Origin of the sequence: Psychromonas marina, from assembly GCF_030161115.1 — a bacterium.
Lineage (GTDB): Bacteria > Pseudomonadota > Gammaproteobacteria > Enterobacterales > Psychromonadaceae > Psychromonas > Psychromonas marina.
In genome coordinates this window covers 553,825-569,843 of record NZ_BSPQ01000002.1, presented here as the reverse complement: position 1 = coordinate 569,843, position 16,019 = coordinate 553,825, and the positions used below count along the sequence as shown (strand labels likewise).

Here is a 16,019-nt window from a genome sequence, read left to right as displayed (position 1 = left end):
AAGTCAGTTTAGCGCAATTTGTGATACAGAAGACTAGCTTTCCCCCTATACAACGCTATCAAGTCATGATTTTCACTTATTCACAGCTCGGATTGCCAGTGCTAATTGACGCACAGCTTGTTTTGCTGTCATATCGTCATTTTTAAAGTAATAACTAATTATCTTACTTATTTCACTTTGTAGATAACTAGTGGTCGCTATATTTTGAGACAATGAAGGCACTAAATCACTGCGATTAAAATCTTGGTAGGCTTTTTGTGTACACGCATCAAAGTCAGTCATGTCCATATCAGTGCGTACAGGCATTGATCCTTTTTGAATATTAAAATCACGCTGAAAATCTTTTGATAGAATCGTTTTTGCGAAGGTTTGTGTATTAACATTAACCGAAGCACTATTAAGCTTTTTGAAAAAGACAAAACTATCAATGTTATAGCTAAAAACATCATGGGTGCCAGGTACTTCAACACATAAATAGTCTTTCATGGCAGCTTTTCCCTCTGCATGCCACATCCCTTTTGACCAGTCTCCCATGAATAACATACCGGCTTTTTTATCGGAGATCATTTTGCTCGCAACGACCCAATTTTTGCCACGCATATCGTTGCCAGTATATTTTTTCAGGCGTTTAAATTGTTCAAAGACATCAATCATCTGTTGAGAAGCCAACACGTTCTCATCAAACTGTACAAAAGCTTGTTTATACTTTTCAGCTCCCAGTAAAGAAAGGGCTACCGATTCAAATAACAGACTATCTTGCCAACTGGTACTACCATGGGCAAGTGCGATATAACCGGCTTGTTGAATTTTATCAGCAACCTCAAAGAAACCTTCCCATGTTGTTGGTGGCACTAGGTTTAATTCATCAAATATCGCTTTGTTTAACCATAACCAGTTTACACGATGAATATTCAAAGGCAGTGCCATATAACTATCTTCATAACGAATCGTATTTTTGACAATCTCAGGTATATATTGATGCCATGCTGTTTCGCCAATAATGCTATCGACCTCTTTTAACATCCCCATTTGTGCCCATTCACCAATATCAGGACCTTTAATTTGTGCTACATCAGGTGGATTAGCTGATAATGCGCGCATTTGTAAGACACGTAATGCACTGCCACCACCAGAGCCAACGATCGCAAAATTCTCCCAGGTTATATCTTGCTTCTTGAGTGCCTCATCTAATATAGCTTGTGCTTCAAACTCACCAGACTCCGTCCACCAATGTAATACTTCTAATGGATCGGCATAGCTTTGAGCACTATAGAGAAAGGGCCATAACAACAGGAATTTTTTTATTTTTATCATTTTCATGGCGGTATTTTAATGTCTATTTTTGTAAATACGAGGCAGCGTAATGAGGACTTCTAACCCGCCCTCTTTACGATTAACGAGATGTAGATCACCATTATGCGCATGAATGATATTACGTGCAATGCCTAATCCTAGGCCATGCCCTTGATCATCATTATGTAAACGTTTATAGGGTTGGAAAATAGTCTCCATCTCTGCCTGAGGAATACCAGGCCCATTGTCTTGAATAATTATTTGTAACTCTTCTGCACTATCTGAAAATTGTATATAAACTGTCTCACCATACTTAACACCGTTCTCAATAAGATTGGATAAACAACGTTTTAGTGCCAAAGGTTTACCGCGATAAGCATAAATATTTTTCTGCTGAACCTTAATTTTATCGGTTTGATTGTCGCTGATTTGTAAAAACAGCTTATTCATATCCACTTCCTGAATATTTTCGTGAATGCTGGTCTCTTTGACGCTTTGTATTGCGCCTTTTACCATCATTTCCAAATCATCAAGATCTTGATTAAAACGCTCTGTTTGCTTTTCATCATCAAGCAATTCTGCACGTAAGCGTAAACGGGTAATAGGCGTTTTTAAATCATGGGAGATTGAGCGGAAAAGTACTTCTCTATCCTGTATGTAACGCTGTAATTTTTGTTGCATTCGGTTGAATGCTCGTGTGGCAGCAACAATCTCTAATGCACCGTCCTCTTGTAACGGTGCTTGATCCAAGTCGATACTCATCTCTGAAACTGCATTCGCTAAATTCTGCAATGGCTTTGTTTGCCAATGGAATAGTATGTAGATAAATAGCAATAATAAAAATGTTGAAAATAACAGTGTAAATATCTGTTGCCCGGAAATTACTGGATCATTGGAGAGTAAATAAGGAGGCGGTAAAATAGCAGCGAGATATAACCACTCATTGTCTTCAATTTCGATTTGTAATACTAAAATGGGTGGCTCTGCGGTAGGGATAATTAATGAATACGCTCCCCATGAAGGAGGCAGATCTTTGAGTAAAATATCATTTTTTAAGACATGCAAATCATGCGGGGATGAAAACTCAATCTCTAAACTTTTATTAACCGTCAAGCCACTGGATAATACATTGGTGACCGTATCAATCACCTCTCTTTTTAACTCGCTATCTTGAATCGGGTTAATATTTATTTTTTCACTGTTTAAAGAGACAAAAAAACGACTTCCTCCCATACCTCGTAATTGTTCTAACACTAAATGGCGATATTTAAGAGGAAGATCCTTAAAGAATGAGATAGTACTTAATGCGCCTTCAGCGAGGTGTTGCGCATTCAGTATGACCGACTTTTTTTCACTTTCTGAGAATTGGTTGACCCAGAAAAAACTACTTATCGTTTGCGCAGCAACCACTGAAAGAATCGTTAGCAACAACATACGTGAAATAAGTGAACTGAAAAAAAGTCTAAAGTAGGTCATTAATCCTCACTTTTAGTTGGCGCTATAAACAGATATCCCTTACCACGCACTGTTTTAATGATATTCGGTGATTTGGCATCATCACCTAGATAGTTACGTAATCGACTTAAATGAACATCAATACCACGTTCATTGGCAAATGCATCACGACCATGTAGGGATTGGCAAATTTGATCACGAGAGATGGGTTTATCATCACTATTAATAAATAGCATCAATAGTTGGAAGTCTGCACCGGTAAGTGGAAATACCTTTTTATTTTTGTCTAGCAATACTTGCTGCTGAGTATCGAGCTTCCAATTCGCGAAACAGTAATAACGACGTTTAGTATTGGCCTCTTCAGCGACACTATCTTGATTTGCAAACTGAGTGCGTCGTAATAACGCTTTAATTCGGGCAAGTAACTCACGGGGACTAAATGGTTTTGCGATGTAATCATCGGCACCGATTTCAAGTCCTAATACTCGGTCCATCTCATCCGAGTTTGCGGTAAGCATAATAATAGGTACATTAGAGGTTTGACGAATACGTTGACACAAAGTAAAACCATCATCACCGGGTAGCATAATATCGAGAATAATAAGATCAGGTTGATGTACACTTAGCTGACTATCCATCTCAATGCCATCTTCTGCTGTGATCACATCAAAGCTATTTTTAGTGAAATATTGTGCTAATAATTCCCTAATATCTTGATCATCATCAACGACTAATATCTGTTTTAGTTTACCCACTGCAACCCCTTTTCTAATTATTATTTATGCGCAAGAGAATATCGAAATTACTACAAATTTGGTAGTTATAATAACGAGAAACATCGACTCGGTTTAAAGCGTTTATTTTTTCATCGCAATATAAAACAAACCTTAATTTAACAACAACTTAGCCATAAATATAATCTTTTGCTGTTTTTTACACTTGCCAGATAAAAAAACGATGATAAAATGCGCGCGTTTTACTATTCAAATAAAATCATTCACACAACAAATAGGAGCATGTAATGACTGAATCATCAAACTATACAATACATGTCACTACGCTGTTGTGTATCGCGAATAATGTCGCGACCAGCACTGAACCCTGAGTTACCCAAACAGCCCCCTGTTAGACTTTTTATTTACCTTACTAAGCTTCTTTAAGCGTTAAGGTGATTACCCTATTTTAGTTCCATTTTATGGCAACCCTTTAACTATTTAAGGATTCCGTTATGCAAAACGTCCTCAATCTTGCACCAGATACTGCACTGACTAATTATCAAGAAACACCAGTCGTCGATAAACCTTATGACTTGGTACCTGATGAAGTCCTGCTAAGCCAAGAGCATTATGAATCGGAAGTGCGCTCATACCCACGTCGTATCCCTATTGCGATCAAAACAACACGTGGTGTTATTGTTGAAGATACCAAAGGACAGGTATATCTGGATTGTTTAGCCGGCGCTGGCGCATTGCCATTGGGTTATAATCACAGTGAAATTAATCAAGTGATGATAACTCAGCTTAATGATGGTGTGCCTTACCAAACATTAGATCTGACCACACCAAGTAAAGATGCATTTATAAAATCGGTAATGCAATTCTTACCTGCTAACTTTGCTAAAACAGCGCGTATTCAATTTTGTGGTCCTTCGGGCGCAGATGCGGTAGAAGCATCAATCAAACTCGCTAAGCTTTACACTAAACGTAATACGATGGCGTCATTCCACGGCGCATACCACGGTATGACTAATGGCTCGCTTGCATTAACGGGCAGTTTAAGTGCTAAAGGTCGCCGCACTGGTTTAATGTCTGACGTGCATTTTTTCCCCTTCCCATACAGCTACCGTTGTAAATTTGGTTTAGGTGGCGAGCAAGGTGCAATGCAAAGCATCCGTTACATTGAATCAGTATTATGTGACGATGAAAGCGGTATTACTAAACCTGCTGCAATTATTGTTGAGCCAATTCAAGGTGAAGGTGGTGTTATCCCAGCTTCTAAAAAATGGTTACAAGAGCTACGTCGCATCACTACTGAACATGGTATTTTACTGATTTTTGATGAGATCCAATGTGGTGTTGGTCGTTCAGGTGATCATTTTGCTTTTGAAGAGGCAGGTATTGAACCTGATATTCTAATCTTATCGAAAGCGATTGGCGGTGGCATGCCGATGTCTATCATTCTTTACCATGAAAAATTTGATTGTTGGAATGCCGGTGAGCACACCGGAACTTTCCGTGGTAACCAACTTGCAATGGCAAGCGGCGCAAAAACATTAGAGATCATCAAGCGTGATAACTTAGCTGAAAATGCGAAATGTCGTGGTGAGCAACTACGTGCTGGTTTAACTGAACTACAAACACAGTACCCACAAATTGGTGATGTACGTGGTCGTGGTTTAATGAATGGCATTGAGATAATCAAACCAGAGCAAGCTAACAAATTAGGTCAAGCTGTTGCTGATCCTGAATTAGCAGCACGCGTTCAACGCGCTGCATTAGAGCTTGGTTTAATCATTGAAAAAGGTGGCCGTGAAGGTGCTGTATTACGCTTCTTACCGCCACTCATTATCAGTGAAGTACAAATTGAGTTTGTGATTGCAACCATGGCAAAAGCATTTGCTAGCGCAGTGGATTGCTAATAATGACCTACTCAAAATACTTTATGCATTTGGGCGAGAACAACCGCCCTTTTGAAGATGCTGCAGCAGTAACGCAAAAAACCATTAACTCACTGTTTCAAGATTCAACGCAAGCTTATTCTGGTGTTGACCCGTTACAGCTAAAAGCGCAGCTTGAAGCGGTTGATTTATCAACTGCCGAGCCTTTAAATGATGTGATTGCATCGGTTAATCAGTTAATCGCTAAAAATTCTATTTTAGTTCAGCACCCGCATACCATTGCGCATCTGCACACGCCACCACTGATTGCATCAGTCGTGGCTGAGCACTTTATTGCTGCACTAAACCAATCAATGGACTCATGGGATCAAGCACCAGCGGCAACCTATGTTGAGCAAATTATGGTGGATTGGTTATGCGATACTTACCAAATGGGCGAAATGTCTGATGGTGTATTTACCAGCGGTGGTACGCAAAGTAACCTAATGGGTTTATTGCTGGCACGTGATTGGTTTGCAGGCAAACATTCTAATCATAATATTCAGCAAGATGGCTTACCTGAATATGGCCATAAAATGCGTATTCTATGCTCTGATAAAAGCCACTTCACAGTGCAAAAATCAGCGGCATTAATGGGCCTCGGTGAACGCTCTGTTGTGACGGTTAAGACCAATGTTCAAGGCCAGATTGATTGTGATGAATTACAGTTAACGATTGATGCATTAAAAGCACAAGATCTACTACCGATTGCGATTGTTGCAACCGCGGGGACAACGGATCACGGCGCAATTGATGATCTGCAACGTGTTGTTAACATTGCTAAAAATAGCGGTTGTTGGTCGCACATCGATGGCGCTTACGGCGGTGCACTCATGCTAAGCGAAACGCATAAATCGCGTTTACGGGGCATTGAGTCTGCAGACAGCGTGAGTGTTGATTTCCATAAACTGTTCTATCAAACGATCAGTTGTGGCGCACTGTTAATCAAAAACAAAGCTAACTTTAATACCCTATTACACCATGCTGATTACTTAAATCGCGAAGGTGATGAACTACCCAACTTAGTGGATAAAAGCATCGCAACGACTAAGCGCTTTGACGCATTAAAAATGTTCATGACATTAAAAGCAGTTGGCGCTCAGCAGTTAGGTAAAATGTACGACGATCTGCTGCTACTGACCAATCAAGTCGCTGATTTAATCAAGCAAAGTAGTTACTTTGAACTGTGCTGTGATCCTCTGCTTTCAACGGTTCTGTTCCGCTTAAGCGATCAGGGTAGTTTATCCGATGAAGCCTTTAATAAACTTCATCAAACGTTACGTTTACAACTACTGACCACAGGTGATGCAGTGATCGCAGAAACTAAAGTAGATGGCAAACTGTACCTGAAATTTACATTGTTAAACCCATGTTTAACACTTAATGACTTTGATTCACTATTTACAAAAATTGAATCAACAGCAACACAACTTATTATTCAAACTCAAGAGGCAAATTAAATGTCTGTATTACAAATTGGCGCTGGCGGCGTTGGTTGGGTTATCGCCCATAAATGTGCACAAAACAACGATGTTTTCGGTGATATCACTATCGCATCTCGTACTATTTCGAAATGTGAAAAAATCATTACTTCTATCAAAGGTCGTAACAACCTTAAAGATACAGGTAAAAATATCAGTGCGGTAACAGTCGATGCAGACAGTGTTGAAGCGCTTGTTGCATTGATCAATGAAGTAAAACCAGACCTATTAATCAATGCCGGCCCTCCTTGGGTAAACGTGGCTATCATGGAAGCGTGTGTGCAAACTAAAACAGCTTACCTTGATACCTCTGTTGCAACTGACTTATGTAGCGAAGGCCAACAAGTACCTGAAGCTTATGATCCACAATGGGCATTTGCAGATCGCTTTAAAGAAGCGGGTATCACTGGTATTTTAGGTGCTGGTTTTGATCCAGGCGTAGTAAGTGTATTTGCTACTTACGCTCACAAACACCTGTTTGACGAAATCGATAGCATCGACGTAATGGACGTAAATGCGGGCGATCACGGTCAGAAGTTTGCAACTAACTTTGACCCAGAAACAAACATGTTAGAGATCCAAGGCGACTCATTCTATTATGAAGATAAAAAATGGCATCAAGTGCCATGTCATAGCCGTATGATGGAGTTTGATTTCCCAGTTGTTGGTAAGCAAAAAGTTTACTCAATGGCGCATGATGAAGTACGTTCAATGGCTGAATACTTACCTGCTAAACGTATCGAATTCTGGATGGGTTTCTCTGATACTTACCTAAACTACTTCAACGTAATGCGTGATATCGGGCTATTAAACCCAGAGCCAATCACAACAGTTGACGGTATTACGGTTGAACCGCTTAAAGTATTAAAAGCGATTTTACCAGATCCAACATCACTAGCATCAGGCTACACAGGTAAAACATGTATCGGTACTTGGGTACGTGGTAAGAAAGAAGGCGTTGAAAAGAGCGTATTTATCTACAATATCTGTGACCATAAAGAAGCTTACATCGAAGTTGAACACCAAGCTATCTCTTACACAACAGGTGTTCCAGCGATTACTGCAGCGCTTTTATACTTCCAAGGTAAATGGAGCGATAAAGGTCTGTACAACGTTGAACAGTTAAACCCTGATCACTTCCTTGAACTAATGCCTCGCATCGGTTTAAGCTGGGAAGTTCAAGAGCTAGAAGCTTAATAATAGCCTCTAGCTTCGAGTGGCGGGCGACGAACATCGCACTTCGACACTCGCAGCTCGCAGCTCAAAAGCTGACACATATTCTGGGGCCTCGTTGCCCCTTTTTGACATTTAAAAAGTGTAAAAATATGAACATAGATAATCTACCAACACCCTACTTTATGATTGATGAAGGTAAGCTAATCAATAACCTTGAAAAAGCTAAAAAACTAAAAGATATTTCAGGTGCAAAGCTAGTGCTTGCACTTAAATGTTTCTCTACTTTTGGCACCTTTGACACCATCAAACCTTATCTGGATGGCACCACCAGCTCAGGCCCTTTTGAAGTACAATTAGGTTATGAAGAGTTTGGCGGCGAAACGCATGCATACAGCGTGGGTTATTCAAAAGCAGATATCGAAGCGGTTAAAGGGATGTCAGATAAAATCATCTTTAACTCTTTATCGCAACTTGAAGCGCACTATGAAACCTGTAAAACAAATGCTTCACTTGGGTTACGCATTAACCCAGAGCGCAGCATGGCAGGCCAAGACTTAGCAAACCCGACTCGCCCTTATTCTCGTTTAGGTGTTAAACAAGAGCTGCTAAGCACTGCGGTACTTGATAAAGTTGAAGGATTTATGTTTCACATGAACTGTGAGAACAAAGATGCAGATGCTTTCATCGCTATTTTAGATCATATCTCAACAACCTTTGGTGAGTACCTTGATCAGCTAAAATGGTTAAGTTTAGGTGGCGGGATCTTCTTTACTTACCCTGAATACCCAATCGAAAAATTGGCACTGGCATTAAAAGCATTCAGTGAAAAACACGACATCCAACTCTATTTAGAGCCGGGCGAAGCGATCATCACCCGCACTGCTGATTTAGTGGTTAGTGTGATTGATATTGTGGAAAATGAGAAAAAAACCGCGATTGTTGATAGTGCAACAGAAGCACATCGTTTAGATACGCTTATCTATGATGAACCCGCATCCGTGAAAGAAGCCTCAGATAATGGTGAATTTCCTTACGTGATTGGGTCTTGTTCATGTTTAGCAGGCGATCAGTTCTGTGAAACACAATTTGATACGCCACTTGAAATTGGTCAAAAGTTACATCTGATGGATAGCGCAGGTTATACCATGGTAAAACTAAATTGGTTTAACGGTCTAAAGATGCCAAGTATCTATTACCAACGCGTGGATGGCACGGTTGAGTTATTGAATTCATTCGGATATCAAGACTTTAAAGCGACCCTAGGTAAATAGTCGTATTGTCTTTGTACAATACAAAAAGGGGCCCTATATTACTCACAATAGGGCCCCTTTTTTATCTATTCATTCACTGTAATTAAAGCCAGTTAAGCTGCTTCATCGGCACTAATTTAGATGAAATATCACCGACCAAGGATTCACCCTGTTTGATTTCGACGCCCATTAATGACGCACCAGCTTCAATATTTACACTCTCCATATCTAACCAACATACAGCAGTTTCAAAAGTGGATTCAAAGTAATATCTTTTAGCAGCATGGTCTACTTGTGTGTAACGTAGTGTTGCAGAAATACTTGGATGATCGGGATCCGTCCATCTTTGTGCGCGGCCAATGGCTCTCATAATTGAAAAGTCATCTGGTTTTTTAATTGAAAGTGGAAAATCGACACCTTTTACCTCTTCGCTACCCGCCAATTCCCAATACTTATCAATAGCATTTAATTTATCAACCGCAGTTGCACTATTCACAGCACGACGCTCTTGTTGAATGACTAAATTACCTTGTACATATTCCAATACAGCAGCATTGCCACCCGTATCAGATATTGCTAAATATACGGTCGCTTTTTTACCGTTTGGTAGTACTGGAGAATGGATAACAAAGCCGGGATCTTGCATCGCAACTAAGGCTTCTTCTACCGTTGAAAAGTTATCTAAGAAATACTGACTCCAAGCAGTAAGTGATAAACGAGGCTTATCACTTAATGTGACATCACCAAAGTCTGACTCTGCACATTTTAATATATTGGCAACAAAACCACATTCATTCATCCCATCAGCAGTTGCGCCATCGTAAAATGAACTGAAGATTGAGCCATATTTAGCAGTCCAAGTTAACGCGTTTTCCATGCTGCCGCCGTTTTGTGCTAGGCCGCGAGGGTAAACCATAATGCGTGTTGTTGCGGAAGGATCTTGACAGTCCATGCTACGACCAGTGATGAATTGCTCTGCTGCTGTTTTATACATGATTCGATTGCGCATAGTTGTGTTTCCTTTTCTATAGAGTCGATATAAATAATATGTTTGCTTTTCAGATGGTTTAAATAATAACCTACATAACTCACTGCGCTAACTCGCAAAAAGAGGATTGAACCATCAGTTATTGATAACAAAATGATCTCGTTTAATGAATCAGTGCTGAACTCAGTAACCTAAATATAGTCTTAAATATTAATTTAATTACTTATATTTATTATTTTAGACGCTATATTTCAATCTGTTGGAGACGTCTTGCCGTCTGTAAGGGTATTTAATTCCCATGAATAAAGATCATTAATAGGAATTAGATAGCTGCGTTCAATAGAAGAGATGTACTTATTTGATGATGAAAGCATCGAAAAAAACTCAGTTTAAAAACGATAGCCAAGATTTAAGGTTGATGAGCTTCGTGTTTCACCTTTGTTATACATAAAAGTAATATTGTAATTATTGCCAATCTGCTTATTAAAACCAATCATATAAGCCCATTTATTCAAATTAACATCAATATCGTATGAAAACATTTCACCACCAATCTCAATTTGCTCTAACGTGCCACGAAAATAGGGCTTTAAAGCCTGATATTCAGCGCCAACAAAAAACTGAGTGCGATAATCAACTAATTGATAACCGATCATAGGCATTGCGGTAATAATGCCGTCCCCCCAATCTTGGGTTCCCTTCAAACGCGTCGTTGTATAACTGCCCGTCAATGAAGCAAAGAACTCTTTATAACCCACCGATAAGGTCGTACCCGCGCCAATCACGTCATATTCTAAATTTAGAGGTACATTCACGGTGCCGCTATTGCATAAAGCAGCAGCCTCATCACAAAAATAATCCCCTAAACCCGAAAGTTTATTGTTTAGCTTATCTTTAACCGCTAAGCCAAGCTCTCCAGTGTAAGCACCATCGACTACGGCATCAATGTTGATCTTTCCCGCCATCACAAAAACATTCCAAAAGGGAAGAATATTAACATCCCCTCGAATGACCAAACTTTCAGCAGACACTCGTCCTAAGGAATCTTCTGGTGAGAAAATATCATTTAAATCCAGCCCCATCACATTTAAACCGGTAAAAGGAATATTCATATCTTGAGTACGATAACTTGCAGAGATCCCATAAGGCAGAGGTAGATCTATCCCTTTACGACGTACAAGATCCCCCATCAAGGGTAAGACGCGATGAATCTCTACCTTTTCTTCGATGACACGCGGGTCACTGACTTTTGCTAGCTTCTCTGCATCTAATACTTCAATACTTTCGTTATCACCATATAAAGCAACTGGCTCAGTGCTTGATGTCAATGTAACCGGTTTATTATTTCTGGTTTTACCGGTTGCCGTCATTTTTTTACTTTGAAAATAAAGCCTTTCGTTATCTAAACGCGTAAAAATTATTTCTTGATGGTAGTTATCAATAATATATTTCCCTAAGTCAAAGGGCTGAGAATTAGTAATTACCATTCGCTGTAGTTGACCCGCTTTTATTTCAATCATTACTTCTAAAAATCTAAAGTAAGCAATATCTTGCGGAAGGCCATACTTTGAATATTTAAACGTAATTTGTACAAGGTCTTGCTCAGACTTAACAACCTTAACGGTCGATGGATCATAACTTTGGCTGTAATCTCGTAACAAATACTCTAAACGGGTCGCTTTTTTTAACTCCTCACTGAGCTTAGATTTCTTATCAAGATCCTCTGCAAAATATTTAATTCTTAAGTCTATATTTCCTTTTTTATCTGTTTTTTTCACCAAAAAATAATTGGAATTAGTGACAGAATCACCAACCTGAACGTTATTCTGAGCATATTCAACCAAATGTTCCCCCTGTCCCAACGAACTTAACGCCAGCTTAGGTAAATCATCTTTGATGCCATATTTAGTAAAAATTTCTTTACCAAATAAAGGTCTCTCATCTCTCTCTTTTTCTCTTTCCGCATTTACTGTAAAACTTACAAACAGCAGCACAGTAGCGATATAAGGATGAATACGGTTAAATATGTTTTTATTCAGTTTAATCAAATGATTAACCTTTTTCTTTCAAGCAAGTACTCTAGACTAAGAACTTACGATCAAATAGTTGTAGAGAACCCCCTGTCCTCATATCAGCTTTATATAACTCATTCGAGAAATGCCTCGATAATAAGATAACCAAGACAGTATTTGTCTTTCAAATTTATTATAACCACCTATTTTTAAATGATAAATCTCATAAGTAGGATGTGACCCTACATTCGAATAACGTCGCGAGGAGGGGCTTAATAGAGTAGAAATACAGTGTAGAAAAATATTATCGAAAGTTAATATCAATAGCATTTAATTGCTGAACAGAGTTTGTGCAATAAAAATTATTACTAATAAGACGTGAGTTGTAAGCTTTAGCTAGATTAACTTGAAGACTATATTTCTTTAATAGTTGCTCTCATTTCATAAAATCGTATGAAACGATTTTGAACAGCTTTAACTGGCCACGCAGTAATGAAGAACAGGAGGTTAGCAATAAAACTCACAACACAGATAGGGATAATTTTAACCCGCAAGCATGATCACTTTATTAATTATTTTGGCATAAGCATCAATGGACAGATAATCTGTAGGATATAACGCGAAAAAAGGATATTTATCTTTCAAATACCTTGAGGGTGCACATAATGGTAAAGGGAGAGCGATGATCAGACATGACAAAATAACTGAATGAGTGTCACTATTTCAATCTCAGAAACTGCATAATAAACACTCATATTACTGGTCTGATTAGTTAATCTTCAGGAAGTGCATCAAATTCGCTTTTTTTAGTTTCAAACCATTTCTGCATGGCATGTGGTTGTTGCATCATTTGCTGAATGTTAGCCATCGCTTCAAGATGCACAGGATCTTGTTTTTCAAACATCTCCATCCCATGCGCCTTACTTAACTCTGCAATCTCTTCTAATGTTCCAGCTTGAAATTTTTCCTCACACGCGCCACCAAGTTGCTTACAAGTCATTGTTTTCATACTTTCTCCAAAGGTTAAAGTTAACTGTGCTGAGTGATACAGTAATAAATTTGCTATTTTCTAATAGTAATAGCTTTATCATGCACAGAATGTAACCACAGTGCACCTGTTTACTGTTGATTCGGGTAACTTATCAAATAAGATTGTGAGCTTTAGCAAGATAGTGATGGTTGAATGCGATAAAATCAGCAACCTGAAAAGGCATGAGGCAACAACTAACTTGATAGTTATACCAAAGGAGATTAATCGGTGCTCAGAGTTTGCATAGGAAAAATTATTACTAATAAGGCGTGATTTACAGCCTTTGGAGAGATTAACTTCGTTAATTCTCTATCGGGGAATAAAGCTCACAACTTAGTTAGGGGCATTTTAAACAGCAACAATGATCATTTTGCGCTACATCCAATCACAATAGCCACTCTTATTCATGGTGCGTATTGCTCTTCATTATTTTACTTTGCTATCAGGCCTAAACATAACTGAATATCATTGCGGCGTTAAATGACCAAATTGTCAATAATAAAACAACCTCGACCAGCGTCTTTAGCCTCATAAAGGCTTTTGTCAGCGTGCCTTAGTACATCATCAATAGATAGATCAAAACCACTGATATCAGTTGCTCTGATGATAACCGCCCCCATACTGATAGTAATGTGCTTAGCAGTAGGAGAGCTTGGATGTGCTAAATTAAGATCTTTCATTGCTTGTAAAATAGCGCTTAGTTTTGTATTTAAATCATCCTCACTCATTTCCCTAAATAGTAAAGTGAACTCCTCTCCACCATAACGGGCACAAACATCACCACTGCGTTTACATTGTTCATTTAACGTATTCGCAACTTCAATTAAAGCGACATCTCCCTCTAAATGACCTGCAGTATCATTAAATTGTTTAAAATGATCGATGTCAGCCATGACCAAGACGAAGCCAATTTTTTCACGGATACAGAGCGCTTTGTAGGTTTCCAACACATTGATCAAACCACGTCTGTTCATGATTTGAGTTAACTGATCGGTATTAACCTGATGCGCTAAAATATCATTCTGTTGCTTTACAGTAGCCATCAACTGATTGACATTTTTAGAGACTAAGGCTAACTCTTTGACTGTATAATGTTCATCAATCGGATCATATTTTTCGATATTATCGCGCTGTTTTATATCTGCAGCAAGTCGAGTCACAGGCTCAATAATGCAAATAAGTACCAGCCGATGCACCAGGTAAATAAATAAGCTCATTAAGACAATAAAAATAATGCTTTGCTCATTTACTAATGGCGGAATAGTGCCAGTGCTGTGAGTCATTCTTAATGCTGATACGGGTACATTATTACTATCAGGTAATAATATATCGCAGTAAGGAGTGACCTTAGCACCAGTGACTTTTTCCTCCCATGATTTTAGCTGAGACAATACCTCACCTGTTGGTACTGGTAAGTAATCGACTTTAGCTAATGTAAATTTTGATAATGCATCAACAAATGCAGGAGCCAAAAGGCGTATCATTATCAAAAAACCACGGTTTTCCCCCATCATGTCAGAGTTTCTAATTTGTGTGGCACTATACATCGCAGGACCGTACAGGGTATTAATAAACCCAACCTTTTTGGGTGCACCTGTTTCAGTGGTTGCACTTGGCAACATATTAATATTATTAGGGTATTTGTCGAAGTCGTAGAATAAAAAGTTGAGGTCGGTCTGTTTAATATGATGGAAGCCCTTCACTAAAACCGGTTTTAAATGCTCATCGAGATAAAAAATGCCATCAATCTCCAAACTTACAAATGTATTACTGACTAAGTTTTCTTCAATATAGTCATCATCTTGCAGGCGAATGAAATCATAGCTAGATGTCCATACGGCATAATCAAAATTAATACGAGATAAAGTGTCAAGGACACTAGCAATACTGAATGTCAGTGTATCTCGCTCTCTTTCTGATAGTTTAGAGATACTTTGCTCAAGCTTTGGTAACTCAACAAAATATCGATAACCAAATACGGCACTGGTAAATAACAGAAAGAGGAGCGCGAGTAAACGCAATTGTAATTGATTAAAAGTTATATTTTTCATGGCGATGATTATTATATAAAAAAATAACATCCTCAATGTGTAATCGACTAACTTATGCGCTAAAACAAAATATCACCAATAAAAAAAGTATTTATTATTAGACCGCGCTTCATTTTACTTTTTACTCACCATTTTGAAGTATTCTAAAACCTAAAATTAATGATAAAACGCGACATGATAGTGAATAGAACAGCCAAACTGGTGCAAAAAACCACCGACAACAGCATGCTTAAAAAATAAACAGCTGATTATTAAGAAAATTTTTTTTGGCACGAAAATTCCATGGTATTCAAATGTTGCTGAACCTCTCAGCACTCATTGAAGGAATTTAATATGAATGAATTAATGTTATTAAGTTACGGTTACCCCGTTGTCTATCGTGCACTAGCAGAGGACCCTGAAGATAACAAAAAAATATTTTGTTTTCTAACGTGGTAGTAGCTAACCAGAAACAACCAACAAATAGAACACATGCCCCTTAGTTTAACCTGTTAATTGAGGGGCATTTATCTCACCATTCTCCCGATCATAATCGAGCTAATTTTACAGATTAATATGATGGTTGTTTATCGATGTTCCTTTAAGCCACAAGCATATAAAACCTGCACACTTGAATACAACAAAGGG

General features: G+C 38.6%; 11 protein-coding genes. 4 read left to right on the top strand and 7 right to left on the bottom strand.

Features of this window, described 5'->3' with window-relative positions:
- Positions 1 to 72: 72 nt before the first annotated feature.
- From QQK09_RS06785 to QQK09_RS06775, 3 genes are read right to left on the bottom strand one after another with little or no spacing between them, the layout of a single operon-like run.
- Complete coding sequence (locus QQK09_RS06785) at positions 73 to 1,320, bottom strand: ABC transporter substrate-binding protein (RefSeq protein WP_284203357.1); 1,248 nt, start codon at positions 1,318 to 1,320, stop codon at positions 73 to 75.
- 9 nt (positions 1,321 to 1,329) lie between these two features.
- Positions 1,330 to 2,769, bottom strand: coding sequence for an ATP-binding protein (locus QQK09_RS06780; RefSeq protein ID WP_284203356.1), 1,440 nt, complete (start codon positions 2,767 to 2,769; stop codon positions 1,330 to 1,332).
- Complete coding sequence (locus QQK09_RS06775) at positions 2,769 to 3,503, bottom strand: response regulator (protein ID WP_284203355.1); 735 nt, start codon at positions 3,501 to 3,503, stop codon at positions 2,769 to 2,771. The genes QQK09_RS06780 and QQK09_RS06775 overlap by 1 nt, the downstream gene beginning before the upstream one ends.
- A gap of 473 nt (positions 3,504 to 3,976) precedes the next feature.
- Between QQK09_RS06775 and QQK09_RS06770 the strand changes: the two genes are divergently transcribed.
- The 4 genes from QQK09_RS06770 (at position 3,977) to nspC (ending at position 9,332) form a co-directional block, all read left to right on the top strand.
- Positions 3,977 to 5,386 (top strand): diaminobutyrate--2-oxoglutarate transaminase family protein, encoded by a 1,410-nt coding sequence (locus QQK09_RS06770; RefSeq protein WP_284203354.1) that lies wholly within the window; start codon positions 3,977 to 3,979, stop codon positions 5,384 to 5,386.
- 2 nt (positions 5,387 to 5,388) lie between these two features.
- A complete protein-coding gene (locus tag QQK09_RS06765) occupies positions 5,389 to 6,864 on the top strand; it encodes a pyridoxal phosphate-dependent decarboxylase family protein (protein ID WP_284203353.1) in 1,476 nt (491 codons plus the stop codon).
- Positions 6,865 to 8,082 carry a carboxynorspermidine synthase gene (locus tag QQK09_RS06760; RefSeq protein WP_284203352.1) on the top strand — a complete coding sequence of 406 codons (1,218 nt, stop codon included), beginning with the start codon at positions 6,865 to 6,867 and terminating at the stop codon, positions 8,080 to 8,082.
- A 128-nt stretch (positions 8,083 to 8,210) separates the two neighbouring features.
- Positions 8,211 to 9,332 carry a carboxynorspermidine decarboxylase gene (gene nspC / locus QQK09_RS06755; protein WP_284203351.1) on the top strand — a complete coding sequence of 374 codons (1,122 nt, stop codon included), beginning with the start codon at positions 8,211 to 8,213 and terminating at the stop codon, positions 9,330 to 9,332.
- An 82-nt stretch (positions 9,333 to 9,414) separates the two neighbouring features.
- Here the strand turns inward: nspC and QQK09_RS06750 are convergent, their stop codons facing one another.
- The 4 genes from QQK09_RS06750 to QQK09_RS06735 form a co-directional block, all read right to left on the bottom strand.
- The gene (locus QQK09_RS06750) at positions 9,415 to 10,320 is read right to left on the bottom strand and encodes a linear amide C-N hydrolase (RefSeq protein ID WP_284203350.1); all 906 of its coding nucleotides are present in this window, start codon (positions 10,318 to 10,320) and stop codon (positions 9,415 to 9,417) included.
- A gap of 368 nt (positions 10,321 to 10,688) precedes the next feature.
- Positions 10,689 to 12,347, bottom strand: a complete 1,659-nt coding sequence (locus QQK09_RS06745) for a hypothetical protein (RefSeq protein WP_284203349.1) — start codon at positions 12,345 to 12,347, stop codon at positions 10,689 to 10,691.
- Positions 12,348 to 13,083: 736 nt separating this feature from the next.
- Positions 13,084 to 13,320, bottom strand: coding sequence for a hypothetical protein (locus tag QQK09_RS06740; RefSeq protein ID WP_284203348.1), 237 nt, complete (start codon positions 13,318 to 13,320; stop codon positions 13,084 to 13,086).
- A 497-nt stretch (positions 13,321 to 13,817) separates the two neighbouring features.
- Complete coding sequence (locus tag QQK09_RS06735; RefSeq protein WP_284203347.1) at positions 13,818 to 15,392, bottom strand: sensor domain-containing diguanylate cyclase; 1,575 nt, start codon at positions 15,390 to 15,392, stop codon at positions 13,818 to 13,820.
- Positions 15,393 to 16,019 lie beyond the last annotated feature (627 nt).